The organism is Kineosporia babensis, from assembly GCF_021129305.1.
GTDB lineage: Bacteria > Actinomycetota > Actinomycetes > Actinomycetales > Kineosporiaceae > Kineosporia > Kineosporia babensis.
In genome coordinates, this window is record NZ_JAJOMB010000016.1 from 208,204 (window position 1) to 232,332 (window position 24,129).

The following is a 24,129-nucleotide window of genomic DNA, read 5'->3' on the forward strand; positions in this document are numbered from 1 at the left end:
GCCCGGATCATTGACGAATGCGGCGCACCTGGGTCCTGCTCACCATCGCGGCGGCAACGGGCGCCCTGTTCGGGGGCGTGCTCGTGGTGTTCTTCGACGAGCCGGCCTGGAAGGCGCTGTACTACGCCGGGTACTTCACGGTCACGTCGGCGCTGAGCATCTGGCTGGGCCCGAAGATCGCCCGGTCCCAGAAACTGAACCAGCAGGCTCTCGACCGGGCTCGCCAGCAGCGCGAGACCGACGCCCGGGCCCGCCAGGCCGAGGCCGACGAGTACTACCGCGCGCGGCGGCGGGCCCAGGAACACTCGGGAGGATCGGCGTCAGGCCGATAGGAGCCGATCGACCAGGACGCCGACCGCTTCCGGATCGTCGATGCCGACCGTGCGCACCAGACCGGAGGCCGCCAGGTCGGCCACCGGCCCGTCCTCGCGCTCGCTGCGCGAAGCCTGGGCGATGGCGTCAGCGGCCCTTCCGGTACCGGCGACGGCTACGACCGGACGTCCGGCGCTGACGCTGGTTTGCACGTCGCGGTAGGCAATTTCGCCTCCGTTGATCATGAGGGTGGCGCTTGGGCAAGCTCCGGCGATCAGGGCGGCGACGTCATCGATCCACGGGACCTCGTCACCCCATTGAGCGCCGGGGAAGAGCAGGAGCCCGGTGTGGTTCGGGTCGGGTTCAGCGGCGTCTTCGATCAGTGCTGGGCGGCCGGGCAGCAGCACGGTCCCGGCCGCCGCCACCCCGATCAGGGGCACCGCGGTCCGACTGACCACCGCTGCCTCTCCGAGCAGGCGCATCAGGCCCGCGTTGGTGCCACCGTCGACCACCACGGCCCCACGCCGCTCCAGAACCGGCAGGACGTGCTCGCTGAGCAGACGACGCACGGCGTTCTGGCGTTCGTCTTCCAGGCCTTGTGCGCCGCCGACACAGACGAGCACCGGACGCGACTCGGCCACACCCCAGCCGGACAACACCCTTGCTGCCTCGTCGCAGTCGTTCACCTGTGCCACTTCGGGCATTGCTGCTTTTCCTACCGCTGAGCCAATACCAGCCATACAACGACGATATTGCCCTCGGGGAGGAGACCTGGCATCTAGGGTGTAGACCTTCTTGCCCAGGGGAGGTCACGGGGTATGACCGGCAAAGATGCAGAACAGACCACGCCTGCGGGGGCGCCGCTGTGTTTCGTCCTGATGCCGTTCGGAAAGAAGCCCGTTCCGGCGGGTGGACCCGAACTCGACTTCGACGCCGTGTACGAGCGCGCCCTGAAACCAGGGATCGAGGACGCAGGTCTGTTGCCGATCCGGGCCGATGAGGAGGCCCTGGGCGGGATCATTCACAAGCCGATGTTCGAGCGGTTGCTGATCTGTGATTACGCCGTGGCCGACTTGACCGCCGCCAATGCGAACGTGCTGTACGAATTGGGGGTGCGGCACACCGCCCGGCCGTACAGCACCCTGCTCGTCCACGCCATGGGCAGGCCGCTGCCCTTCGACGTCGCTCCGCTGCGCTCCTTGGGCTACGAACTGGGCGCGGACAACCAGTTCAGTGACGAGGCCTCTCAAGCCCTGAGGCAAGAGGTCGGCCGGCGACTCAAGGAAAAGCGAGCCCAACGCCGGATGCCGGTGATCGACAGGAAGGGTGCCGCTCGCAGGGCCGCTTTGGACAGTCCCCTGTTCCAGTTGATCGAAGAATGGAAGCCGGCAAAGCTGCCAGAGGAGGCCGCTGCCAGCTTCTATACCCAGGCGGAGGTCACTCGCTCCACCATCGACGCTCTCACCAGAGTGCGTCTGCTGGCTGCTTCAGAGAGCACCAGACCGCAGGCCCGCCGGGAACTGGATGCCCTCGGAGTTTCCTCACTGCCAGACGAAACCCCCGACGGAGTGACGATGGCGCTACTCCTGGCCCATCGCTCCCTGGGCAACTGGGCCGAGATGGTCAAGGTCTTCCAGAAACTTTCCGGGGAGATTCAGCAGCAGGTAAAGGCCCGGCAGTTACTCGCGTTCGCCTACGGTCGGCTGTCCGAGGACCAGGACGACCCGGAACGTGCTTTCAAGCGAGACGAAGCGCTGCGCCTGCTCGCAGAGGTGGAGAAGGACGAGGGCCCCAGTTCGGAGACCTACGGACTGCGCGGGCGGATCTACAAGGCGCGTTGGAGAGAAGCCCGGGAGGCTCATCGGCTGTCAAAGGGAAGCCTGCTCGACGATGCGCTGAACGCCTACCGCAAGGGCTTCGAAACCGATCCCCGTGACTTCTACCCCGGGATCAACGCACTCATCCTGCTGCTGGCCAAGGGAACCCCATCAGCTCTGGACGAACAGTCCAAACTCCTGCCGGTGGTCCGGTTCAGCGTCGAGCGGGCGGCTCACCTGGACACGAACGACTACTGGGTCAGGGCCACCCGCCTCGAACTGGCGGTTCTCCAAGGAGATCAGGAGAGCGCCCTGGAAGTCGCGTCGGCCGCTTGCGCCGTTCCCTCGGAGGCCTGGCAACGCCAGACCACCGTCGACACCCTCAGTCTGCTGCAGGAACTGATGACCGACACCGACCTGTCGTGGGTGAAAGAGATCAAGGACGAACTCCTGGCCACCGGGGTCGAGGAGGCCGGCTGAACTGTTCAGACGGTGGCGGTGCTGCTGCGCGAGGCCAGCCACATGGTGTGCTCCCGGCTGATGGCTTCCTCCGCATCAGCGGCCGTGTCGGCCCACTCGGCTTCTTCGACCTCGCCCAGCCGATCGGCCTGCAACGTCAGTTCCCGGGCGGCCACGGCGTAGGAGGCGGCCAGCGTCCCGAACTGCTTGATCGCCATCCAGGCCGTGCCGGCGGCGATCAGCGCGCCGACGAATCCGGCGGCGTCGAAGTTCCAGCCGGCGAAGAGCCGCAGCGCGGCGAAAAGCACCGCGAACGCCTCCAGCGCCAGCAATCCGAACCGGGCGGCCTGGGTACGCCGGAGGTTGTGCCGGGCCTTGCGCCGGTACCAGGCGGCTTGCTCCTGAGTGCGCCCTTCGACGTAGGCCGCACGCCGCTGCTCGAACGAGGCCTCGCGCAGTTCCTGCATCTTCGGCGTCACCATCGGGCCGCTGGCCATCTCCACCAGAACATCGGGGATCTGCCGCCACAGGTCACCGATCCGCGCCCGCAACAGGTCTCGCGCGGCCTGGTCCGGCAGGTCGGCCGGGAAGGGATCGGCGGTGACGGCATAACGCCAGGCCAGCGTCTTGGCCGACTCGGCCAGCGCCCGCCCCTGGTACCAGAGGCGCTCCGGCCCCTGGGCCCACAGCGCCAGTTCAGCACCGGCGGCCACCAGAAAGCCGATCAGGATCAGGATCGCCGCCAGATCGACGTCACCGGCGGCGAACGATCCGGCGCCGCCGAGCGCGGCCAGAAGACTTCCTCCCAGGCGCAGCGCGGTGTAGCGCAGCGTCAGCTTCTGCCCCGCGAGCGAGGCCCGGTCGGCCCCCTTAAAGCACTCGGGAAGGTCTTCGTCCGTCATTGCCGCAACGCCCCCATTGTCGCCCTTACGCCCGAACTGCCTCAGCCTAGACCGCCCGGCACCGGCCGCGTAGCGGACCCTTGGCCGAAGGCGTTGAGAGTTCCTGCGCATCAGCGTTTTCCAATGCCGTTCCCGGCGGAGCGGGCCGGGCTCGCGCGTCCACGATCCCGGCCCGGTACTCGCGACCTGCGTCAGAGGGTGTCGACGACTGCCTCGTAGTTCAGTTCGCCCTCGCGGGTCTGGACCCCGGCGGCCAGGTGCCGGTGCGCGAGATCGACCATGTCCTCGGTGAACAGCGAGTACAGCGAGGCGTTCTCGACGGCGTAGGCCTGGTGCGGGACGGCCGGGGCCACGGTCTCGACGGTCGTCTTCAGCGCGGCCACGACATCGGGCTTCACCTTGGCCATGCGTCGCGCCAGGGTGTCCACGAACTCGTCGATCTCGTCGGCCGGCAGAGCACGGTTGACCAGGCCGTAGCGTTCGGCCACCTCGGCCCCGACCAACTGGCCGCCCACCAGCAGTTCCAGGGCGCGGGCCCGGCCGACCAGGCGGGTCAGGTTCAGGGTGCCACCCCCGCCGGGAACGATCGCGAGGTGGGCCTCGGGCTGGGCCTGACCGGAGCGTCCGATGGCCGCGAACCGCAGGTCAAGGGCCATCAGGAACTCGTTCCCGGCGCCCCGGGCGAGACCGGCGAGCTTGCCGATGGTGACCTGGGGCAGGCTGCGCACTTCCTCGCTCAGCGCCTCGAGGATGTTCATGCCTTCGGGGATCTCGGCGCCCGGCGCCGCATCGATCGCGGCCTGGGTGGCAGCGGGCAGCGCCTGCGGGTCCGTCACGTACGCCATGTCCCCGTGAGCGCTGAAGAACTCCGGGTCGGCGCTCTGGAAGACGATCACGCGCACGTCGGCGTCGGCCCGCACCTGGTGCACGAAGCCTCGCAGCGAGGGCAGCAGCACCCCGTCCATCAGGTTCAGCGGCGGGTGGTCCAGCGTCACGGTCGCCACCCCGTCGGTCACCGTGACGTGGATTCCGGCCCAGGCGTTGTAGTCCATGTGGTGCTCCTTCTCCATAGGCCGCGGGAGACGATCTCTCGCGGCCTATGGACCGTAAGCCGCAGCCGTAGACGCCATCCATGCCCACAAGCGTCGATAAATTGATCGTCTGCCTCACGCCGTACACTCCTGCGGGTGGATCCTCTTGCCGATGTCCTGGCCATCTCCGGGGTCCGGGGAGCTCTGAGCACCCGGATCGAGGCGGGCGGGAGCTGGGCCGTCGTGCTGGACGACTATCCGGGCACGGCTCTGCACGTCATCACCGCGGGCAGCGCCTGGTTGAGCACGCCGGAAAGTGAGCCGGTGGAACTGGCGGCCGGAGATGTGGTCCTGCTCCCGGCCGGTACCCCGCACGGTCTCGGCAACGAACCGGGAGACGGGCGCAAGGGCTGCGAGTACGCGACAGCCCGGGGACGAGGCTCCGGCGACGTGATCAGCCTGGGCACCTCGCCCGCGACCACCCGCATCGTCACGATCCACTACGACAGCGATCCGGCCACCCTCACCCAGATCCTGCCGAGGCTACCGGGACTCGTGCATGTGCGAGCCGACAACGGGACGGCGGGCCTGAACGACACCGTGCGCATGCTGGCCCGTGAGGTGGCTCAGCCGCGCATCGGTACCGCCGCCGTCCTGAAGAGCCTGGTGGACATCGTGCTGGTGGAGATGCTGCGGGCCTGGCTGGCTGAGAGCCCACCGGAATGCTTCGGCACCTGGCTCGGCGCACTCTACGACCCGGTCGTCGGCCGGGCGTTGCAGCACCTGCATCAGGACCCGGCCACATCCTGGACCACCTCGTCCTTGGCGCAGGCCATTTCGGTCTCGCGGGCAACGCTCTCCCGGCGCTTTCCCGCTGCGGTGGGGACGACGCCCGCGGCTTACCTGGCGGTGTGGCGGATGGATCTGGCGGCGGTTCACCTGCGCGATACCCATGACTCGCTGGAGAACATCGCGGCGAGCGTCGGCTACGGATCGGTCCCGGCCTTTACCCGCGCCTTCACCCGGGCTCACGGCCGCACGCCCGGCCGCTACCGGGCCGAGGCCCGGGTGAAGCACGAAACCGACTTCCGGCTGGGCTTTCCTCAGCAGTCCGCATTGGTGGTCGACGCCCGAGCCTGATCGCGCTCACACCAGCAGCAACTCCCGCCTCGGGTTGCGCAGGATCGCCCCGATCCGGGCCAGCGCCTTCGCCCCCTGCTGCCCGTCGATGATGCGATGGTCGAACGACATCGCCAGCTGGGTCGTCCAGCGCAGCTCCACCCGGCCCTTGTGCTCGGCCGGAGCACGCCGCACCGACCCCAGGCACAGGATCGCGCTCTGCCCCGGGTTCAGGATCGGGGTGCCCGAATCAACGCCGAACACACCGATGTTCGTCAGCGTGATGGTGCTTCCCGTCAACTGCGCCGGGCTCGCCGTACCCGCCCGCGCCAGCTCCGTCACCCTGGTCAGCTCACGGGCCAGCGCCGGCAGGCCCTTCGCTCCGGCATCCTCCACGGTCGGGACCAGCAGACCGCGTTCCGAGGCCGTCGCCACGCCGAGGTTCACCCGGTGATGCAGCACGATCTCCTTGGCGGCCTGGTCGAAAGTGGCGTTCAGATCGGGATACTCATGTGCGACCAGGCACAGGGCACGGGCGGCGAGCAGCATGATCGTGACCCGTGAGCCCTCGAACGCCTGGTCCCGCCGCAGCTTGTCCACCAGCTTGACCGACTTCGTCACGTCGATGGTGTGGAAGACCGTGACGTGCGGGGCGGTGAACGCGCTGGCCGTCATGGCCGCGGCGGTCGCCGCTCGCACACCCCGCACCGGAATGTGCTCGTCGTCGTGCGTGGTGCGCGCCGCGGCTGGCAGTTCCACCTTCCACTCGGCCGAATCGCTGGGGGCCAGATCCGTCGACCCGTTCACCTGCGCCGGCCGCTCGGAGGCAGAAAGCACGTCCTCCCGGGTGATCACACCCTCGCGCCCGCTGCCCATCACTGCTCCCAGGTCGATCCCCAGGTCCTTGGCGAGTTTGCGGACCGGGGGCTTGGCGCGCGGCCGCTCCCCCTCCGCCCGCGCAGCAACAGGGGACGTGGATGGCTGGCTTTGCGCCGCAGGCTGCGGTCCAGATCCAATGGGGGACGTAGCTGCTGGGCTCGGGGCGGCGGCTTGCGGTTGACGGGAGGGCGGCAACGGCGGACGTCGGCGGCTGCGCCCGCGGCTGTGGCTGGGCCCGTAGCCGACCAACGTGGACGGCGGCCGCTCGTCGTCGGGCTTGCCGATACCGGGATCAGCTGGCTTCTCGGGCTTGGCCATCTGCCCATCTTCGGTGATGGTCACGATCGGCGTACCCACCGGCACCAGCTCACCCGCCGCCACCAGCAGCTCACCCACCACCCCGGCGTACGGCGACGGCAGCTCCACCAGCGACTTGGCCGTCTCGATCTCGACCAGCGGATCGTTGACCTTCACCTGGTCACCGACCGCCACCCGCCAGTTCACGATCTCGGCCTCGGTCAGCCCTTCCCCGACATCCGGAAGCAGGAACTGACGACCGGTGGCCACACCCATCAGAACTCCAGCAGCTTGTCGACGGCGGCCAGCACCCGGTCGGCGTCCGGCAGGTACTGGTTCTCGTACTTGGCCGGCGGATACGGCAGGTCGAACCCGGTCACCCGCAGCACCGGCGCCTCCAGCTCGTAGAAGCAGCGCTCGGTGACCCCGCTGACCACCTCGGCGCCCAGCCCCGCGAACCCCGGCGCCTCGTGCACCACCACGCACCGCCCGGTCTTACGCACCGAGGCACACACCGTGTCCAGGTCGAGCGGTGACAGCGAACGCAGGTCGACGACCTCCAGCGACCGGCCCTCCTCGGCTGCGATCGCCGCGGCCTCCAGGCAGGTGGCCACCATGCCGCCGTAACAGACCACCGTGGCGTCGGACCCGGCCTGGGCCACCACCGCACGGTCGAAGGCGGGAGCCAGCGCCAGGTCGGCCGAGACCTCGCCCTTCTCCCAGTACCGGCGCTTGGGCTCGTAGAAGATCACCGGATCCCCGCAGGCCATCGCCTGCCGCAGCATCCAGTGCCCGCTCTGCGGGTCCGAGCAGATCACCACCCGCAGCCCGGCGGTGTGCGCGAAGTAGGCCTCGTTGGACTCGCTGTGGTGCTCGACCGCGCCGATCCCGCCCCCGCAGGGAATCCGCACCACCACCGGCAACGGCACCCGGCCACCGGTACGGGCCCGCATCTTGGCCAGCTGCGAGACGATCTGGTTGAACGCTGGGTAGACGAAGCCGTCGAACTGGATCTCGCAGACCGGGTGGTAGCCGCGCATCGCCAGCCCGATCGCCGTGCCCACGATCGAGGACTCGGCCAGCGGCGTGTCGATCACCCGGTCCGACCCGAAGTCCTTGCTCAGCCCGTCGGTGACCCGGAAGACCCCACCCAGCGGGCCGACGTCCTCACCCAGGATCACCGCCTTCGGGTCGTCCTCCAGCACCTGCCGCAGGCCGGAGTTCAACGCCGCCGAAAGACTCAGCCGGGCCATCACGCCACCCCCTCAGCTTCGGCCGCGCCGTCAACCCTGTCGAAACTGGCCACGAAATCGGCGTACTCAGCCTTCTGCGCCGACAGCAGATCCGTCCGCCGCCCGAGCACAGTGTCGAACATCCCACCCAGCTCTACGTTTCCGAACGACTGACAGGCGTCCCGAAGTTCCGCACCCAGCCGATCACATTCTTCGTCCAGCTCAGCTCGCCATTGCGGCGATCCCCAGCCACGAGCGTCCAAAAGCTTTTCCACCCGGGCGATCGGATCCCGCAGCTTCCAGGCATCGCTCTCGGCCTGATCCCGGTACCGGGTGGGGTCGTCCGAACTGGTGTGCGCACCCATCCGGTAGGTCACCGCCTCGATCAGCGCCGGCCCGGCCCCCGAACGGATCTGCCCAACCGCCAGTTTCGTGACCGCGTGCACCGCCAGCACATCGTTGCCGTCCACCAGGAACGACTCCAGGCCGAAGCCGCGAGCCCGCTGATGCACCGGGGTACGCATCTGCAGCCGGGTCGGGGTGGAGATCGCGTACTGGTTGTTCTGGCAGAAGAACAGCACCGGCGCACCGCAAGCAGCCGCCCAGTTGAAGGCCTCGTTGGCATCGCCCTGACTGGAAGCACCGTCACCGAAGTACGCCGCCACCACCTCGTCACTACCGTCGCGCTGCACACCCATGGCATAGCCGGTGGCGTGCGGCAGATGCGCCCCCAGCACCACCGAGTACGAGTTCAGATGCAGCTCGGCCGGATCCCACCCGCAGCCGGAAACCCCGCGCCACTGCTCCAGCATCTGCGCCGGAGTGACGCCCCGCAGCAGGCAGGCCGCGTGCTCGCGGTAGCTCGGAAAGACCTGGTCGGTGGCCCGGAGCGCGGTCATCGAACCGACCTGCGCGGCTTCCTGCCCCAGGCTCGGCGCCCACAGGCCGAGCTCGCCGTGACGTTGCAGGGCGAATGCCTCGGAATCCAGCCGACGGGTCAGCCGCATCCATCGATACAGGTCACGCACCAGTTCCGGGGTGACGTCGAGATGCGGCACCAGGTCCGGGGGCCAGTCCGTGGTCTCGCTCAGCCCACCGTCCGGGGCGAGGAGACCGACCGGCTCGGTACTTCGTAGCTGGCCGCCGACGTGCGCAAAATGCTCCATTGCATCCTCCACTGCATCCATCACCAGGTCTGGTGCTGGGCGCCGCGACGAGGGGTGGCCGTCACGATGCCCGCGGATGGTGCCGTTGATCCCCCGGGTGAGGCGGATCACGGACAATGTAGCCCGCGGCAACGTGATCTGGGTACCGTTGAGTTCGTGGACGGACGGCCTGATCACCAGAACGGGCGAACCAGGACGGGTCGATCCAGCCGTCGGGATCGCTCCCCTATGTCTCTGGCGCCGCGAGCGCCGGCCGGCCTGAGGATGCCTGCGTGACGCGTGAGATCGAGCAGCGTGGCCTGTACTTCGAGGAGTTCGAGGTGGGTGCGCGCTACCTGCACCGGCCCGGGCGCACCATCACCGAGGCCGACAACGTCCTGTTCACCACGCTCACCATGAACACCCAGTCGCTGCACCTGGATGCGGCTTTTGCGGCCACCCAGGAGCCGTACCACCAGCGCCTGGTCAACTCGATGTTCACGTTGAGCACGATCGTCGGCCTGTCAGTGGCCCAGCTGACCGAGGGAACGCTCGTGGCCAACCTCGGGTTCAGCGAGATCGCCTTCCCGGGGCCGCTGTTCATCGGAGACACGCTCTACGCCTCCACCAACATCGTCCACAAGCGGGAGTCGACCTCGCGCCCGGGCGAGGGAATCGTCACCCTGGAGCACGTCGGCCACAACCAGGACGACGTGCTGGTCGCCCGCGCCACCCGGGCCACCCTGGTGCGGATGCAGCCCTGATCAGGCCAGCCCTAAACACCACCCATGGCACTGTTCCCACTGGTGTCCGGGGATTGGTTGAAGAAGTCCGCGAAACCCTGCCGCAGACGCACGAAACGGCTTTTCGTCCAGGGCCTGCCGACGTAGGTTCGCCGGGCCACCACATTCGCGCGATGCGAGGCCTGGTACTTCGTACGGCTGTCCGACACCCACCCGTCGTACGCCTGGCGGGAGCTCTCCGGCAGTTGCTGCCATTCCTCCTCCATCCAGGGGTAGCGCGTGAACACGTGCCTCAGTTCGTGCGAACGCACCGTCAGCCCGTCGCCGGTGGCGGGCTCCGGGACGTCTCGACCGGCTGGTCCGGCATCGGAAAAGTTCACGAGTCTCATTGTGCGCCAGCACGAAGCGGGAGCACATCCGGCGACGGGGCGAACTTGCCGTAGATCTTAAGCAGGAGTCGCACACGCAGCGTCACGCCTAGTTGTCCGGGCCGTGCCTGGCTGGCAAGGTGACACGTCGTGTCCGGGGACGATCCGCTGCGCTCGACGGCCTTCCGCTGGTTCTTCGCCGGCCGCACGGTCTCGCTGCTGGGCAGTTTCATGTCGCCGGTCGCGATCGCCTTCGGGGTCCTGGAGCTGACCGACAGCGCCGCCTGGCTGTCCGCCGTCACTACGTCCGTCCTGATCCCGATGGTCGCCACCATGCTGCTCGGCGGTGGTATCGCCGACCGCTACCGCCGCGACACCATCCTCACCCGGGCCAGTCTCGGTTCCGGCCTGGCCCAGGCCGGGATCGCCGTCCTGCTGTTCACCCACCAGCATCCGGCGCTGATCCTGCCGCTCGCCGCCGTCAACGGAGTCATGCAGGGGCTGAGCACCCCGGCCCTGCGCGGCATCCTGGCCAACCTGGCCCGCGGGCCGGGCCTGCAGCAGGCCAGTTCCCTGCTCGCCTCGGCCCGTAACCTCGGGCGCATCGTCGGGCCGGCAACCGCCGGAGTCCTGACGGCATCCGTGGGCGCCGGATGGGCGGTCGCGATCGATGCCGCCTCGTTCCTCCTGGCGGCCGCCTGCTTTGCCCGCGTCGCACTGCCAGGCCTGAGCAATCGCACCACCACGAGCATGGCCGATGAGCTACGCGAAGGGTGGCACTACTTCCACTCCCACACCTGGATCTGGGCGGTGACTCTGGCCTTCGCCGTCTTCAACGCCACCAACCGCGGCTTCTGGCTGATCCTCGGACCGGTGATCGCGCAGGACACGTTCGGTGCCGGCGGCTGGGGACTGGTGCTCAGCGCGCAGGGCGTCGGGGCCCTGAGCGCCACCGTCGTCCTGGTGCGCGTGCCGATGATGCGCCGGCCGATGGGCACAGCCCTGTCCGCGATGGCCCTGGCCGCGCTGCCGCTGATCCTGCTCGGAGCCGGGGCGGGTCTCTGGGCGCTGGTCGCCGCTTCGTTCCTGGCCGGAATCGCCGTCGACTTCTTCACCGTGGTCTGGGAAACCGTCAACAACACCCTCATCCCCGAGCACCTGCTCTCCCGGGTCGGCGCGCACGACGAGTTCTGGTCCACCATGTCCTTCCCCGCCGGTCAGCTGAGCGCACCGCTCCTGGCCGCGTTGTTCGGGGCGCCGGGCGTCGCGTTGTGCGGCGGGCTGGTGGCGGCGAGCGTCATGCTGGTGACCTCGCGGGTGCCTTCCCTGCGCCGCATCGAACTCCGCCCCTAGCCGCCCAGCCGCCCGCCGACGTCCTCAGGTCATACTTTCTCCAGTCCGGCACCTCACGGAGGAGACCTCGATGACCGAAACCCCTGAACCCGAGTACGGCTCGCCCGAAGCCGCCGGTCAGCCTCAGCGCCACGAGCGGTTGCCGAAGTCGCACCGTTCCCTGGCTTCCTTCGCCTCGGCCAATTCGGCGCTGTCGGTGTTCAGCTGGTTGTCGTTAGCGGGCAGCTTCAGCGCGGCGTCGCTGTTCAGCGTCACGTCCGTGGCCAGTGTCGGCAGCCTTGCGTCGGCCTTCTCGGTCGGCTCGGTGCTGTCCATCGGCTCGGTCGGCTCGGTCCTGTCGATCGGCAGTGTGGGCGGCGCCGGCGAGATCTACGGGTTACCGGTGGCGGAATGGGTCGCGCGCACGATGTGAATCACTTGCCCCGGGCCGGGAGCTTCATCTTCAGCCGCCCGCAGTCCCCGGCCAGCAGCTTCGTCAGCGCCCGCTTCTCGGCGGTGTCGATGCTCAGGCCCCACCGGTACTTGATCGCCACCCACTGCCGGGCGTACGTGCAGCGGTTCTTGGCGGGCAGCCACTCGGCCGGGTCCTGATCGCCCTTGTCCTGGTTGACGCTGCGAGTGACCGGCTTGAGTGTCCAGACGTAGCCGAGGTCGTTGGCGTAGTTCAGGCGCTTGCCCTTCTTCCACTTCGCGGCGCCGGACTTCCAGGCCTCGCTGAGCGCCACCACGTGGTCGATCTCCAGCTTCTGTGCGTCGGTCCAGGTACGGCCGTCGTACGGGGACGTCCACTTGCCGGTGCGCACAGCGCACTTCCTGGCCGAATAGAAGGTGACCCTGACCTTGGAGTCTCGCTGCATGACCTCGGAGCGGGTGTCCTGGCAGTCCCTGTCCACGTCGCGCCATTCTTCGCCGAACTTCGCGCGCTGGTAGTCACCCCGGTGCTCGGGCTGCACCTTGAGCTTGCCCAGCAACGCCTTGCCCGTGGTGGTGCGAGCCGCAGCCGTCTGAAGCGCCTGCGGTTCGGCACTCGCCCGAGCCGGGCCCGTACCGATCGACGAGGCAAGCAGAACGGCCGCCAGGCCAAGGACGACGGAAGCGCGACGATGCATGTGAGCACCTTCCCGGAGAACGAACAGCCCTGGCAAGGTACTCGCTCCTCCCGAAAACCAGGCCGACAGCTCGCGAGTGGCCGGACGACCCGGATCAACGAAGGTCGGGGCCACCCGCATCGGTGATCTCGGCGATCACGCTGAAACCTTCTTCCGGTTCTTCCAGATCCTCGACCTCGACGACGACTTCTTCGGAATCGAGCTGCGGGTACTTCTCCAGCAGGAACCGGCGCCGGTAGGCCATGTCCGCGGCATCCACGATGCCCTCCAGCGTGGTCCAGTTCAGCGCGCCGCCGACCACGATCCCGACCGCGGGAACCGCCTTGCCCAGGCCCTTCTTGGTCAGGTTCACCCCGAAGGCGTCCGCGAACCGCACGGCGACCTGGGAAACGATCGACTCGTTGAGCTTCTCCCAGGTCTTGCCCCGTACCAGCGCCTGCGTCAGCCGCGAGACGTCGGACATGGCAGCGGTCTTCGTTGCAGCGGTTGAGGCCGTGCCGAAGTTGACCACCGACATCACGAACAGCTTCTCGGCCGGTTCCTCAGGGTCGTAGCCGTACGTCAGCGAGACCTGACCGACACACCGGGACGCAAGCCCCAGGACGAAGGCGGCGTCGGCAATGAACGCCCCGGCGATGGCACCACCCGAGGGCGCCGCCGCTGCCCCGGCCGAAACGGCAGTGGCCAGCTCACCGCCGGAAATGACCAGGCCCGCGCCCGCTCCGGAGAGCCCGGCCATGGCCGGGTAGTACCAGCTGGCCCCTCGCCCACGCACCGCATCCACCTGCTGCAGGTCAAGCCGGCGGACGTCGGACAGCACCTCGACCTCGTGCCCCCGCTTGCGGTGCAGTTTCACCACCCGCTGCGAGGACAGACCGGCCCGGGAAACCCGCCCGACTGTCTGCCGTACCGACCGCAACGCGTTGGCGCTCCAGCCCGGCAGGGCTTCACCAGCTCCGCGAGCGCCGGCGCCGAGCTTTTGCGCACCCTTGGCTGCGATCGCCTGTCCGCGCGCAACGGTCGCCTGGGCCCGCGAGTGGTTCTCCAGATACTGGCCTGCGCGCTTGCCGATCCCCGCCGCGCCGTTGGCCACCTGCTCACCGGCGGCCCGCATGACCCGGGAAAGGGGGCGCCCCTGAAACCGCTGGATGTCGTCCCAAGCCGCGCGCTCGTACTCCGAGGGGATAGCCACACCGCGATCCTAGAACTGACCGTGCATCTTCGAGCCCGGTATGCACCAAAAATCGCGAGTTCAGTCCCTTAAGGGTGGTGTCGATCAAACCGCAGAAGTCCGCCCGGTTCCTAGGTTCAGCTCGACCAGTGAGGCAGGATCTGCGCGGCGGTCAGCTGGAGGATCTCGTCGTTGGCCTCGGCCGGGAACGGCGCCAGAACCACGGACGTCGCCCCAGCATCAAGCAGCTCCTGGATCCGCTTGATGCAGTCGGCCGGGTTCCCGCACACGGTGAAGGCATCGACCCACCCCGAGGGCAGCGCCGCCTCGATCTGGGAAAGGTCCTGCAGAGCAAGGATCTCGGCCAGTTCTTCGGTGATGCCGTGCACTGCGGTCAGCGCGGTCGGCCCGAGTGCCAGCAGATAGAAGGCCAGCGCCGAACGAGCCCGGCCCCGCGCCACTTCCCGGTCCTCGTGCACGCTGAAGATCGTGAAGGTCGGCAGCTGGTGGCCCTGCGGATCCCGTCCCGCCTTCGCCGCGCCCTCCGCGATCTGCTCACGGGCGTATTGCAGGTACTCCGGCGAGGTGAGCGCGGACATGATGGTGCCGTCGGCCAGTTCTCCGGCCAGTTGCAGCGACTTCGGCCCGACCACCCCGGCGTAGAGTTCGGCCGGGCCGGGATGCGTGAGTGCGACCTGGTCGAAGTGGTACGGCCCCTCCTCGATGCTCAGCGTCTTCCCGTCCAGCAGGGCCCGGACATTCTCCAGAACGCTGCGCAGAGACTTCAGGGGCGACTTGGGGTACAGGCCCATCTGCCCGGTCCAGAACGGCACCCCGTGACCGATGCCCGCCCGTAACCGGCCCAGAAAAGCCTGGCTGAGCGTCGAGATCTCCATCGCGGTGACCGCCGGATGCCGCACCACCGCCGACACCACCCCCAGGCCCACCGGAATCTCGCGGGTGGCCTGCAGCGCGATCGCCGCGCTGGCCACGCCGCCGAGCAGGAAATAGTCCTCCGCCAGCCAGAGTTCGCCGAAGCCGAGGTCTTCCACCGCGCGGCAGGCCCCGGCCAGCTCGGCCGGTGGGGTGCTGCCGTGGATCAGGGCGCCAACTGGGGAACGGTCGGTCAAGGCCGTCGTCCTTCCTTCGCGAACCAGCATCGAAAGGACAACGATGAACCAATGGACGCTCGCGGTCGGGTCCCAGCGGGCGCTCGCCTCCCATAGCCGCACTCTTTTCCCGCAAAGCAGCAGCCGGCCCACCTCGTCGTGGGCCGGCTGCTGCTTCATCCCTGACCGGCTACCGGCCGAACGTCGTTGTTCAGAACGTGAGCTGGGGGAAGTCCTTCTGGGCCTGGGTGAACTGCGCCAGGTCGAACTTGCTGCCGAACGCTTCCTTCGCCTTGCCGGTCAGGTCGGTACCGGCCGCCGCGCTGGCGAACAGCACGTGCTCGCCGAGGTTGAGCTTGCTCGCGTCGCCCTGGGTGGGCAGCAGTTCGTCGGTCAGGCTGAAGTACTCGGTCAGTGCCGACAGCTCGCCGGCGCTGCCGGTGCCCGCGCTCAGTTCCGACAGCGGCAGGAACCAGTCGTTGACCACGGCTGCGTCGGTGCCGCCGGCCTCGGTCAGCGCAGCCTTGATCCGGTCGGCGTCCTCGGTGCGGTCGGTGCTGTTGTAGAAGTCGAAGGCGCAGAAGTTCTCCCAGCCGACCTCGCCCACGCCCGGGATGGTCGGTAGCTGTGCCTGCTCGGTGACGGACTCCACCAGCTGGCCGCAGGCTTCCTTGACGATGACGTCCTGCAGCTGGGTCTGCAGACCCTCGCCGGCGCCCGCCCCGCTGTCGAGCGTGGCCCCGCTGAGCAGGTTGCCGCCGAGCGCGTCGCCGTAGACCGCGTCCACCGGGCTGCCCACGCCGGACAGGCCACCGAGCACCTCGGTGAGCAGGCCCGCGTCGAGCTTGTTCTCGTGCAGCATGAACAGGCCGGGCAGGGCAGACGCCGAGTCGCCGCCGAACGACGTGGTGACGTGCTCGAAGACCTCGGACGCGAACGGCGTGGTCCAGGCGGTCTGGTCGGCCGGCAGCTGGCTCAGCGCGTCGTCGAAGTAGACCGCCACGTCACCGTCGCAACCGGCCTGGGTCAGCGACGTCAGCTGGCCCAGGTTGCCGAGCGAGTTCAGGGATCCCAGCGAGCCGGACAGCAGGTCGGTCAGCTGGGCGGAGGAGCCTTCGGAGCCGACCGCGCACTCCTCGGTGCCGGTCTCGGCGGTGCTCGTGCTGCTCGGCGCGGGCGCCGTGGTCTCGGTGGTGTCGGGGGCATCGCTGCCGCCCGCCATCTGCGCGGTCGCCGGGGAGGCGACCAGGGCAGCACCGACCACGATGACCGTGGCGACCGGGATCGTGGCATACATCCAGCGGCGGCGGGTCATCGTGTTCCACCGGGCCTTGGTGAGAGCCATTTCCTTGTCCTCCGATTCAGGGCTTTCACGGCGGCAGGTCGGGCCGCCGATCAGTGACGCAGCACCACCGAATCGCTGTCCCGGATATCCGGAGATCGTTTGGGCATTAAGCCGTTCCTAACGACTCTCGGCGAAGATCCGGTGACCACCCGCCACCCGTCCGGGAAAACCACCACCGGCCAATGACATTCAAGAACAAGCGTCCAATTCAGCTTCTTCTGATCGAAAACTGTTGTCCAGCAAACCTATTCATGCCACAGAGCACCTTGAACCCGACCCGCGGCACCCCGAACGATAGTTGGATCTTCACGTTTCCCACCGGGAGCCGTTCTCCAGCCACTAAGAAGAACTTGATCTTCGATCCCCGATCCCGGCATACGTCATCAACCCGCCGCACCGCCCTAAATCACTCCGAAAAGGCCGGTCACAGCGCGCTCAGCACCCGGACCCGGTTCGCGAAGGCCCGCCGGCTCACCTCGATGTCCGGAGCCACCTGGTCGAAGCCATGCATCACGCCGTCGTACACCTGCAGCTCCACCTCTACCCCCGCCGCCTTCAGTACCTCGGCGTAGGCGATGCTCTCGCCGCAGAACAGATCCAGGGTGCCGACATCGATGTACGCCGACGCCAGCCCGGAGGCATCGACGAGCCGGCCCGGAACCACCGGCGCACTCCGGGCGCCCGACCCGAGCACCGCGTCCCAGACCACCTCGTTGCCCGCGTGCGACCAGCTCGCGTAGGGCGCGATCGGCGGGTTCGGCCCGGTGCGGTCGTCCAGCATCGGATAGACCAGGATCTGCTTCTGCAGGGGCACTGCGTGTTCCCGCGCCAGGATCGCCGTGCCTGCCGCCAGCGTTCCTCCGGCGCTCTCCCCGAACACCCCGATTCGCTGCGGGTCGACGCCCAGCTCGCAAGCATGCTCGTGCAGCCAGGTCAGGGCGTTGAACACGTCCCGGACCGGCCGGTCACCGGAAACCTCTGGCACCAGGCGGTACTCGACTGACAGGAACGGCACCCCCGATCGGGCCACGTACCGGCTCACGAACGGCGCGAAGAGATCCACACTCCCGGAGACCAGCCCGCCACCGTGGGCATGCACCACCGCCGAGCCGGTCGTCTCTGCTTCTGTGGAGCTGAACCAGACCAGACGCACCGGCACCCCATCGTCGGCAATCATGGTGAACTCCCGGCGCTCAACCTGCGGGAACACCGGAGCCAGGGCGCCGAACGTGCGAACCGCCAGATCAGAGGACGCGCGGATGGACTCCACCGTCAAAGGTCCGGTATCCGTGGGGGAATCAGAAGTGAACCGGGCCAGGACGGCGGCCAGCTCCAGGTCCAGGGGCGAGTTCGGCATGCAGGCTAGGCTAAAAGCTGACGTTGGCGTCAAGGGCAAGTGAGAGGCAGACATGATCCGCATCGGAGAGCTGGCCAGCCGCTCCGGCGTCAGCACCCGGGCCTTGCGGTACTACGAGGAACACCACCTGCTACCGGCCGAGCGCACCACCGCCGGCCAGCGACTCTACCCCGAGTCCGCGGTCGAGCGCGTGCAGATGATCCAGGGCCTGTACGCAGCCGGCCTGGCCAGCCGCAGCATCGCCGTGCTCCTGCCGTGCGTGGACAACGCCGAGGCGACCGACGAGGCGCTGGGCCTGCTGTGGGCCGAGCGCGAGCGGATCGACCAGCAGATCCTCGACCTCGTGCAGACCCGGGCCCGCCTGGACGAGGTCATCACCCGGGCCACCGTCCCCGAGGCCTGCACCTCGGTGGCCGAACAGGCCTGACCGAACCCGGATGAAGCCGCCCGGCCCACCCAAGGTGGGCCGGGCGGCGTCCTCTATTTAGAGCGCACCCAGCTGCTTACGCGCATCCTCGAGGATGCCGACCACCGAAACCACTTCGTCCAGCGGGTGTACCGGCGACTCCAGCCTGCCCTCGCCGATGTACCGCGCCGCCGCATCCGCCTCGTAGAACAGCGCGGCCGAGCCCTGCGGGCCGTTCGCCCCGGAGAACCGCGCGCTCTGCGCCGACGCCGGGAAACCCGGGCCCAGCGTGACCGAGAGTGCGCTCGGCGCCAGGAACGGGCCCTCGACGTCGATCCGGCCCTCGGACCCGATCACCGTGGCCCGGGTGGGCGAGGCGCTGCGCAGCGAGGTGAAGGCGACGCCCTGCGCCTTCTCGTAGGCCAGGGTCACGGTGGCCTGCTCGTCCACACCGGTCGGGGCGAGCGTGCCCACGGTGTGGATCGACGTGGGGGCGCCCAGCACCGAGGACACGAACGAGACCGGGTAGACGCCCGCATCGAGCAGCGCGCCGCCGGCCTGACCGGGCGCCCACAGCCGGTGCGAGGCGTCGAACGGCATCGGGAAACCGAAGTCGGCCGAGACCAGCCGCACCTCACCGATGTCACCGCGCTCCAGGATCTGGCGCAGTACGTCGGACTGCGGCAGGTAGCGCGTCCACATCGCCTCCATGGCGAACACCTTGGCGGCGCGCGCGGCCTCGACCACCTGCTCGGCCTCGGCCCGGGTGACCGTGATCGGTTTCTCCACCAGCACGTGCTTGCCGGCTGCGATGGCCAGCAGCGCCAGCTTCGCGTGGCTGTCGTGCGTGGTGGCGATGTAGACGGCGTCGACCTCAGGATCGGCCAGCACCTCGTCGTAGGTGGCGGAGGAGCGAGTCACACCGTGAGCCTGGGCGAAGGCAGCCGCCCGCTCGGGACTGCTGCCCGAGGCAACGTTCACGAAACGCTGCTGGGAGTGGCGATGGGCGGCGTCGACGAAGCTTGCGGCGATACCGCCTGGGCCCAGCAGACCCCAGCGCAGCGACGGAGCCGGGGACAGTTCACGCGGCGTCGGGAGAAAAGTCATGAGGCGGAGCCTACGTGGGCTCCGCAAGCCCCTCGGAACCGGGCTTGGCACGCGCCAAGGGGGTCATTGAGGACGGGGTGGCGCCTTCATCCTCAGGGCGCAACTGAGCGGTCCCGAAGTTGGGATGAGAAGGCACAACAGGGACGAACGACTGCCTCGAGACCGGGAGGGAGCACACCCGGCCCAGGACGTTCGCCCCTGCTGTTCGCGACATCCGTGGCAGATCCTGAAACCACCACCAAACGCCCCCGAGACAACGGATTCAGGGATAGCGATGCGCGCGCTGGTCGTGTACGAATCGATGTTCGGCAACACCGAGAAGCTGGCCGAGGTAATCGCCCAAGGCATCGGCACGGTGATGCCGACCGAGATCTGCGAAGTCGGCGAAGCCCCGCAAACCCTGGCCGCGGACATCGATCTGCTGGTGGTCGGCGCACCCACCCACGCCCACGGGCTCAGCCGTCCGAGCACTCGCGGTGAGGCCGAGATGATGGCCGCGGCAGCCGAGACCCACGTCCGCTCGGAAGGCATCGGTGTGCGGGAGTGGCTCGCCGGCCTGGAATCCGGCCGGACGCTGTCCGCCGCTTTCGACACGCACGTCAGCCTCTCTCTGCCGGGCCGGGCCGCCCGGTCGATCGAGCGCCGCTTCCAGCGCCTCGGGCTCCGGGTGCTGGACAGCCGGTCCTTCCCGGTGAAGGGCAAGATCGGACCGATCACCGATGCCGAGTTGGTCAAGGCCCGTCGCTGGGCCGAGAGCCTGGCCAGCACCGCCCTCGCCTTCGACAGCACCGAAGCCGACAGCACCGAAGCCGGCCGCACCGCCGACTGATCCTCAGCCGGGCCGGCCGAACCGCGTCCGGTACTCGGAGGCCGAAAGCCCGTAATGCGCGCGGAATCGCCGGGCGAAGTGATTCTGGTCGGGCCAGCCCACGGTCCGCGCGATCGAGGTGATCGGGTCCTGGGTGCGCACCAGCATGGTGGCCGCGCTCTCCAGGCGATGCTGAGACAGGTAGGCCATCGGCGGCAGACCGGTGGTGGCCTTGAACAGCCGCACCAGGTACGCCGGGGCCACGTGCAACAGCGCGGCCAGTTCGGTGAGGGTCCAGTGATGCGCCGGATCGCCCTCCAGCAAGGTCAGCGCCTGAGCCACGGCCGGATGGGCGACGCGGGCGGGCTCCGGGTGCTCCACGGTCCGGGCCAGCACGCCGAGCAGAAGGGTGAGGCGGCCGATGATCTCGGCGCGGTGCCAGCCGGCCGGCTGATCGCGCAGCAGGCTCAGGGCATCGAGGTGCGGTAGGCAGGCGGCCAGCTCGGGCAGGTGGGTGGCCATGATGCCGCGGCGGTCATCGGCGTACGGCCCGGTCCAGAGCAGATACCCCAGCAGTGGGTCGTCCCTGGTCCAGGCCAGTTCCTGACGCAGCAGGTCGACCGAGAAGCAGCAGTTGTACAGCACCAGGCCGGAGCAGTCCGCGTAGCCGTGCCAGGCCCCGGGCCGCAGCAGCACCACGTCGCCGACCTCCAGCAAGCGTGGCCCGGCCGGAGATCGGTGCATCCCGGAACCCTCGAGCACCAGCGCGATCTCGACGAAGCTGTGGGTGTGGTCCGGGTGGTCCTGCTCGTGCAGGTAGTGCCCGGACCACACCGGCGACCCGTCGGTGATCACCAACGTCCCGTCGACCTTCTCTATCGGCGGTTGCGCGAGCCGCACGGCCGAAGCCCCCTCTGCCCTGAGTGAAACGTTCCACACGCTAGGTAGGCAATCCGGGCAAGTCAACAAACCCCCGGTGCGGAACGCGCCGAACGGCCAGCCTCTCGTCGGCAGATCAATTTCGGCCTAGTGCAGGCGCCTTGCGGCCTATCCGGCCCGTCCCGCCGGAACGAAACATCTTCTGTGAAGGCCCAACGACGGGCCCGAGGAGGAGAGGACCCACTCCATGCGCCGTCACTCCCGAATACTCATCGCGGCACTCGTCGCCATTCCCCTGCTCGGCCTCAGCGGCCCGGCCCAGGCAGCCGGCCCGGCCCAAGCAGCACCCGAAGCCCAGGCAGCACCCGATTGCCCGTGGATGAACACCCGCAAGTCCGCCGACGAACGCGCCCGGCTGCTGCTGAAAGCCAGCACCCTGGAGCAGACCCTGCGCTGGCTGGACGAGCAGGCCGCGAACAGCCCCGCCCAGACCACGTTCAACGGCGTCACCTACCCCGTCCAGGTGCCCTGTACGCCCACGGTCGTCTACTCCGACGGCCCGGACTCGGTGCGTAACCCCGGCGGCGTGACCGCATTCGCCGCGCCGATCGCCCAGGCCGCCACCTGGAACGCAAAGCTCGCCCAGCAGAAAGGCCGGGCACAGGCCGAAGAGTCGTTCAACAAGCGCCGCAACGTGCTCCTGGCCCCCGGTCTGGCCAGCGGCCGTACCCCGCTCTCCGGCCGCACCCCCGAATACCTCGGCGAGGACGCGCTGCTGAGCGGAACGCTGGCCGCGGCCGGGGTGAAGGGCATCCAGCAGGACGGCAAGGTCGGCGCCACGCTGAAGCACTACGTGGCCAACGAGCAGGAACTCGACCGCCAGACCAGTTCCTCCAACCTGGACGATCGCACCTTCCGGCAGGTCTACCAGCTGCCGTTCGAGATCGCCCTCAAGGCCCGCCCAGCCAGCGTGATGTGCTCGTACAACCAGGTCAACGGCGTGTACGCGTGCGAGAACGAGATCCTCGACCAGCTGAAGCAGGACACCGGCTGGAAGGGCTACGTGATGTCCGACTTCGGCTCGGTGCACTCCACCGCCGCCAGCCTGAACGCCGGCCTGGACCAAGAGCTCAACCGCCCGATCTGGTTCACCCCCGAGCGGATCAACGCCGCCCTGGCCGACGGCAGCACCACCCGCAAGGAGATCGACGAGGCCGCGTTCCGGGTGGTCCGCAGCTACTTCGAGGCCGGCCTGTTCGACAACCCGCTACCGGCCGAGCCCGTCGCCGACGCCTCCACCCCGGCCAACCAGGCGATCGCCCGCCGGGTGGTCGAGCAGGGTTCGGTGCTGCTGAAGAACGACCGCAGCGCCCTGCCCCTGAAGAGCAAGAAGCAGAAGATCGCGGTGATCGGCCCGACCGCCTCGAACGAGCCGAACGCCAACGGGATCAGCGCCAAGAGCACCTGCTCCATGCTCTTCCGCACCACCCCCGCCGTCACCTGCACCCCGATCTCTCCCCTGGAAGGCATCACGGCCAGGGCCCAGAAGAACGGCAGCACCGTCACCTACTCCAACGGCGACGACATCGCCCAGGCGACCCAGCTGGCCAAGGAGGCGGACATCGTCCTCGTGTTCGGCTGGTCCGGCATGGGCGAGTTCGCCGACCTGACGAACCTGTCGCTGCAGCAGAACGGCGACGCCCTGATCAGCGCCGTGGCCAAGGCCAACCCGAACACCGTCGCGGTGCTGGAGACCGGCAGCGCGGTCACCATGCCCTGGCTGAAGCAGGTCAAGGCCGTGGTGCAGGCCTGGTACCCGGGCGAGCAGCAGGGCAACGCACTGGCCGCGCTGCTGTGGGGCGACGTGAACTTCACCGGGAAGCTGCCGATGACGTTCCCGAAGTCCGAGGCCGACCTGCCCACCCGCACCCCCGAGCAGTACCCGGGAGTGGTCGAGAACGGCATCCGCCAGGTCGACTACAGCGAGGGCCTGGCCGTGGGCTACAAGTGGTACGACAGCCAGAACATCGACCCACTGTTCGAGTTCGGTCACGGCCTGTCCTACACCTCGTTCAAGTACGACAACTTGAGGACGTCGGTGAGTGGCAAGGGCATCAAGGTCACCTTCCGGGTCCGGAACACGGGCGAACGGACGGGTACCGAGACGCCGCAGGTCTACCTGACCCTGCCGTCGGCAGCCCAGGAGCCGGGTAAGCGCCTGGTCGCCTTCGACCAGGTCAGCCTCAAGCCGGGAGCCGCCCAGACGATCTCGGTGACGATCGACGAGAAGGCGGGCGATCGTCCGTTGTCGGTCTGGAACAGCAAGAAGCACCAATGGCAGACGCCCGCGGGCACCTATCGCGTGCAGGTGGGCGATTCGTCCCGGTCACTTCCGCTCAGCACCAAGCTCGGCCTTCGCTGAAAGCGGGTCCCCCGGGCGATTGGTTCGCCCGGGGGACTCCTGGTCAGGAGCTCCTATCGATAATATTCTCGCGCAACGTCGCGCCATGGAGGAGTCACGGTGGTCCAACGCCAGTTCCCGAAGCCCGCTGAGGTCTTCGAGCTCATGCAGTTCAAGAAGCCCGAGTTCAACGGCCGCAAACGCCGCCTGGACAAGGCACTGACCATCTACGACCTCCGCAAGATCGCCAAGCGCCGCACCCCACGCGCCGCGTTCGACTACACCGACGGCGCCGCCGAGAGCGAGCTCTCCCTGGACCGCGCCCGCCGCGCCTTCGAGGACGTGGAGTTCCACCCCCAGGTCCTGCGCGACGTAGCCGACGTCGACACGTCCACCGAGATCTTCGGCGGACGCTCGGCCCTGCCCTTCGGCATCGCCCCGACCGGCTTCACCCGACTGATGCAGACCGAGGGCGAGATCGCCGGGGCCGGTGCAGCCGGTGCCGCCGGCATCCCCTTCTGCCTGTCCACGCTGGGCACCACCTCGATCGAAGGCGTGAAGACGGCCAACCCGAACGGCCGCAACTGGTTCCAGCTCTACGTGATGAAACAGCGCGAGATCAGCTACGAACTGGTCGAACGCGCCGCTACCAACGACTTCGACACCCTCTTCTTCACCGTCGACACCCCGGTCGCGGGAGCTCGGCTGCGGGACAAGCGCAATGGCTTCTCGATCCCGCCCCAGATCACCCTCGGCACCGTGCTCAACGTGGGTACCCGG

General features: G+C 68.5%; 24 protein-coding genes. 10 read left to right on the forward strand and 14 right to left on the reverse strand.

Annotated features, from left to right (window positions below):
• Window positions 1–17 precede the first annotated feature (17 nt).
• Window positions 18–332, forward strand: a complete 315-nt coding sequence (locus LR394_RS26615; RefSeq protein ID WP_231447045.1) for a TolC family protein — start codon at window positions 18–20, stop codon at window positions 330–332.
• Here LR394_RS26615 and LR394_RS26620 read toward each other — a convergent pair.
• On the reverse strand, window positions 321–1,016 hold the full coding sequence (locus tag LR394_RS26620; protein WP_231447047.1) for a hypothetical protein: 696 nt from the start codon (window positions 1,014–1,016) through the stop codon (window positions 321–323). The genes LR394_RS26615 and LR394_RS26620 overlap by 12 nt on opposite strands.
• A gap of 114 nt (window positions 1,017–1,130) precedes the next feature.
• Here LR394_RS26620 and LR394_RS26625 point away from each other — a divergent pair, with 114 nt between their 5' ends.
• Window positions 1,131–2,609, forward strand: coding sequence for a TRAFs-binding domain-containing protein (locus LR394_RS26625; protein ID WP_231447049.1), 1,479 nt, complete (start codon window positions 1,131–1,133; stop codon window positions 2,607–2,609).
• Window positions 2,610–2,614: 5 nt separating this feature from the next.
• On the opposite strand, the gene LR394_RS26630 is transcribed toward LR394_RS26625, so the two are convergent.
• Window positions 2,615–3,490, reverse strand: coding sequence for a DUF4231 domain-containing protein (locus tag LR394_RS26630; RefSeq protein WP_231447050.1), 876 nt, complete (start codon window positions 3,488–3,490; stop codon window positions 2,615–2,617).
• 191 nt (window positions 3,491–3,681) lie between these two features.
• A complete protein-coding gene (locus LR394_RS26635; protein ID WP_231447053.1) occupies window positions 3,682–4,542 on the reverse strand; it encodes an enoyl-CoA hydratase/isomerase family protein in 861 nt (286 codons plus the stop codon).
• A 135-nt stretch (window positions 4,543–4,677) separates the two neighbouring features.
• Here LR394_RS26635 and LR394_RS26640 point away from each other — a divergent pair, with 135 nt between their 5' ends.
• The gene (locus tag LR394_RS26640) at window positions 4,678–5,661 is read left to right on the forward strand and encodes an AraC family transcriptional regulator (protein WP_231447055.1); all 984 of its coding nucleotides are present in this window, start codon (window positions 4,678–4,680) and stop codon (window positions 5,659–5,661) included.
• Between the two features lie 6 nt (window positions 5,662–5,667).
• Here the strand turns inward: LR394_RS26640 and LR394_RS26645 are convergent, their stop codons facing one another.
• From LR394_RS26645 to LR394_RS26655, 3 genes are read right to left on the reverse strand one after another with little or no spacing between them, the layout of a single operon-like run.
• On the reverse strand, window positions 5,668–7,092 hold the full coding sequence (locus LR394_RS26645; RefSeq protein WP_231447057.1) for a dihydrolipoamide acetyltransferase family protein: 1,425 nt from the start codon (window positions 7,090–7,092) through the stop codon (window positions 5,668–5,670).
• Window positions 7,092–8,069: an alpha-ketoacid dehydrogenase subunit beta gene (locus LR394_RS26650; protein WP_231447059.1), complete on the reverse strand. Its 978-nt coding sequence runs from the start codon at window positions 8,067–8,069 to the stop codon at window positions 7,092–7,094. The genes LR394_RS26645 and LR394_RS26650 overlap by 1 nt, the downstream gene beginning before the upstream one ends.
• Window positions 8,069–9,235, reverse strand: a complete 1,167-nt coding sequence (locus LR394_RS26655) for a thiamine pyrophosphate-dependent enzyme (protein WP_407937133.1) — start codon at window positions 9,233–9,235, stop codon at window positions 8,069–8,071. The genes LR394_RS26650 and LR394_RS26655 overlap by 1 nt, the downstream gene beginning before the upstream one ends.
• Before the next feature lie 251 nt (window positions 9,236–9,486).
• On the opposite strand from LR394_RS26655, the gene LR394_RS26660 reads away from it, so the two are divergent.
• The gene (locus tag LR394_RS26660) at window positions 9,487–9,957 is read left to right on the forward strand and encodes a MaoC family dehydratase (RefSeq protein WP_231447061.1); all 471 of its coding nucleotides are present in this window, start codon (window positions 9,487–9,489) and stop codon (window positions 9,955–9,957) included.
• A gap of 11 nt (window positions 9,958–9,968) precedes the next feature.
• Here LR394_RS26660 and LR394_RS26665 read toward each other — a convergent pair whose 3' ends face one another.
• Window positions 9,969–10,316 (reverse strand): hypothetical protein, encoded by a 348-nt coding sequence (locus LR394_RS26665; protein ID WP_231447062.1) that lies wholly within the window; start codon window positions 10,314–10,316, stop codon window positions 9,969–9,971.
• A gap of 138 nt (window positions 10,317–10,454) precedes the next feature.
• Here LR394_RS26665 and LR394_RS26670 point away from each other — a divergent pair, with 138 nt between their 5' ends.
• A complete protein-coding gene (locus LR394_RS26670; protein ID WP_231447063.1) occupies window positions 10,455–11,657 on the forward strand; it encodes an MFS transporter in 1,203 nt (400 codons plus the stop codon).
• A 70-nt stretch (window positions 11,658–11,727) separates the two neighbouring features.
• A complete protein-coding gene (locus tag LR394_RS26675; RefSeq protein WP_231447064.1) occupies window positions 11,728–12,069 on the forward strand; it encodes a hypothetical protein in 342 nt (113 codons plus the stop codon).
• Window position 12,070: 1 nt separating this feature from the next.
• On the opposite strand, the gene LR394_RS26680 is transcribed toward LR394_RS26675, so the two are convergent.
• From LR394_RS26680 to LR394_RS26700, 5 genes are all read right to left on the reverse strand, one after another.
• On the reverse strand, window positions 12,071–12,766 hold the full coding sequence (locus LR394_RS26680; protein ID WP_231447065.1) for an HNH endonuclease family protein: 696 nt from the start codon (window positions 12,764–12,766) through the stop codon (window positions 12,071–12,073).
• Between the two features lie 94 nt (window positions 12,767–12,860).
• Entirely contained in the window at window positions 12,861–13,958 is a 1,098-nt protein-coding gene (locus LR394_RS26685) for an EcsC family protein (RefSeq protein WP_231447066.1), read from the reverse strand.
• A 116-nt stretch (window positions 13,959–14,074) separates the two neighbouring features.
• Window positions 14,075–15,067, reverse strand: a complete 993-nt coding sequence (locus tag LR394_RS26690) for an LLM class flavin-dependent oxidoreductase (protein ID WP_231447067.1) — start codon at window positions 15,065–15,067, stop codon at window positions 14,075–14,077.
• A 190-nt stretch (window positions 15,068–15,257) separates the two neighbouring features.
• Complete coding sequence (locus tag LR394_RS26695) at window positions 15,258–16,391, reverse strand: hypothetical protein (RefSeq protein ID WP_231447069.1); 1,134 nt, start codon at window positions 16,389–16,391, stop codon at window positions 15,258–15,260.
• Between the two features lie 424 nt (window positions 16,392–16,815).
• Complete coding sequence (locus tag LR394_RS26700) at window positions 16,816–17,748, reverse strand: alpha/beta hydrolase (protein WP_231447071.1); 933 nt, start codon at window positions 17,746–17,748, stop codon at window positions 16,816–16,818.
• 52 nt (window positions 17,749–17,800) lie between these two features.
• Between LR394_RS26700 and LR394_RS26705 the strand changes: the two genes are divergently transcribed.
• Window positions 17,801–18,175 carry a MerR family transcriptional regulator gene (locus LR394_RS26705; RefSeq protein WP_231447073.1) on the forward strand — a complete coding sequence of 125 codons (375 nt, stop codon included), beginning with the start codon at window positions 17,801–17,803 and terminating at the stop codon, window positions 18,173–18,175.
• 57 nt (window positions 18,176–18,232) lie between these two features.
• Here LR394_RS26705 and LR394_RS26710 read toward each other — a convergent pair whose 3' ends face one another.
• Window positions 18,233–19,261 (reverse strand): Gfo/Idh/MocA family protein, encoded by a 1,029-nt coding sequence (locus LR394_RS26710; RefSeq protein WP_231447074.1) that lies wholly within the window; start codon window positions 19,259–19,261, stop codon window positions 18,233–18,235.
• Window positions 19,262–19,535: 274 nt separating this feature from the next.
• Between LR394_RS26710 and LR394_RS26715 the strand changes: the two genes are divergently transcribed.
• On the forward strand, window positions 19,536–20,090 hold the full coding sequence (locus LR394_RS26715) for a flavodoxin family protein (protein ID WP_231447076.1): 555 nt from the start codon (window positions 19,536–19,538) through the stop codon (window positions 20,088–20,090).
• Window positions 20,091–20,093: 3 nt separating this feature from the next.
• On the opposite strand, the gene LR394_RS26720 is transcribed toward LR394_RS26715, so the two are convergent.
• Window positions 20,094–20,969: an AraC family transcriptional regulator gene (locus tag LR394_RS26720; RefSeq protein ID WP_231447078.1), complete on the reverse strand. Its 876-nt coding sequence runs from the start codon at window positions 20,967–20,969 to the stop codon at window positions 20,094–20,096.
• 226 nt (window positions 20,970–21,195) lie between these two features.
• Here LR394_RS26720 and LR394_RS26725 point away from each other — a divergent pair, with 226 nt between their 5' ends.
• Both LR394_RS26725 and LR394_RS26730 read left to right on the forward strand, forming a co-directional pair.
• Complete coding sequence (locus LR394_RS26725) at window positions 21,196–23,370, forward strand: beta-glucosidase (protein WP_231447080.1); 2,175 nt, start codon at window positions 21,196–21,198, stop codon at window positions 23,368–23,370.
• A gap of 99 nt (window positions 23,371–23,469) precedes the next feature.
• A partial coding sequence (locus LR394_RS26730; RefSeq protein WP_231447082.1) for an alpha-hydroxy acid oxidase occupies window positions 23,470–24,129 on the forward strand: 660 nt, incomplete at its 3' end.

What these genes read in the sequence shown, in the direction of transcription:
- LR394_RS26615 (WP_231447045.1), top strand. Translation starts at nt 18, where the DNA reads ATGCGGCGCACCTGGGTCCTGCTCACCATCGCGGCGGCAACGGGCGCC.
- LR394_RS26620 (WP_231447047.1), bottom strand. Translation starts at nt 1,016, where the DNA reads ATGCCCGAAGTGGCACAGGTGAACGACTGCGACGAGGCAGCAAGGGTG.
- LR394_RS26625 (WP_231447049.1), top strand. Translation starts at nt 1,131, where the DNA reads ATGACCGGCAAAGATGCAGAACAGACCACGCCTGCGGGGGCGCCGCTG.
- LR394_RS26630 (WP_231447050.1), bottom strand. Translation starts at nt 3,490, where the DNA reads ATGACGGACGAAGACCTTCCCGAGTGCTTTAAGGGGGCCGACCGGGCC.
- LR394_RS26635 (WP_231447053.1), bottom strand. Translation starts at nt 4,542, where the DNA reads ATGGACTACAACGCCTGGGCCGGAATCCACGTCACGGTGACCGACGGG.
- LR394_RS26645 (WP_231447057.1), bottom strand. Translation starts at nt 7,092, where the DNA reads ATGGGTGTGGCCACCGGTCGTCAGTTCCTGCTTCCGGATGTCGGGGAA.
- LR394_RS26650 (WP_231447059.1), bottom strand. Translation starts at nt 8,069, where the DNA reads ATGGCCCGGCTGAGTCTTTCGGCGGCGTTGAACTCCGGCCTGCGGCAG.
- LR394_RS26655 (WP_407937133.1), bottom strand. Translation starts at nt 9,235, where the DNA reads ATGGATGCAGTGGAGGATGCAATGGAGCATTTTGCGCACGTCGGCGGC.
- LR394_RS26675 (WP_231447064.1), top strand. Translation starts at nt 11,728, where the DNA reads ATGACCGAAACCCCTGAACCCGAGTACGGCTCGCCCGAAGCCGCCGGT.
- LR394_RS26680 (WP_231447065.1), bottom strand. Translation starts at nt 12,766, where the DNA reads ATGCATCGTCGCGCTTCCGTCGTCCTTGGCCTGGCGGCCGTTCTGCTT.
- LR394_RS26695 (WP_231447069.1), bottom strand. Translation starts at nt 16,391, where the DNA reads ATGGCTCTCACCAAGGCCCGGTGGAACACGATGACCCGCCGCCGCTGG.
- LR394_RS26700 (WP_231447071.1), bottom strand. Translation starts at nt 17,748, where the DNA reads ATGCCGAACTCGCCCCTGGACCTGGAGCTGGCCGCCGTCCTGGCCCGG.
- LR394_RS26705 (WP_231447073.1), top strand. Translation starts at nt 17,801, where the DNA reads ATGATCCGCATCGGAGAGCTGGCCAGCCGCTCCGGCGTCAGCACCCGG.
- LR394_RS26710 (WP_231447074.1), bottom strand. Translation starts at nt 19,261, where the DNA reads ATGACTTTTCTCCCGACGCCGCGTGAACTGTCCCCGGCTCCGTCGCTG.
- LR394_RS26715 (WP_231447076.1), top strand. Translation starts at nt 19,536, where the DNA reads ATGCGCGCGCTGGTCGTGTACGAATCGATGTTCGGCAACACCGAGAAG.
- LR394_RS26725 (WP_231447080.1), top strand. Translation starts at nt 21,196, where the DNA reads ATGCGCCGTCACTCCCGAATACTCATCGCGGCACTCGTCGCCATTCCC.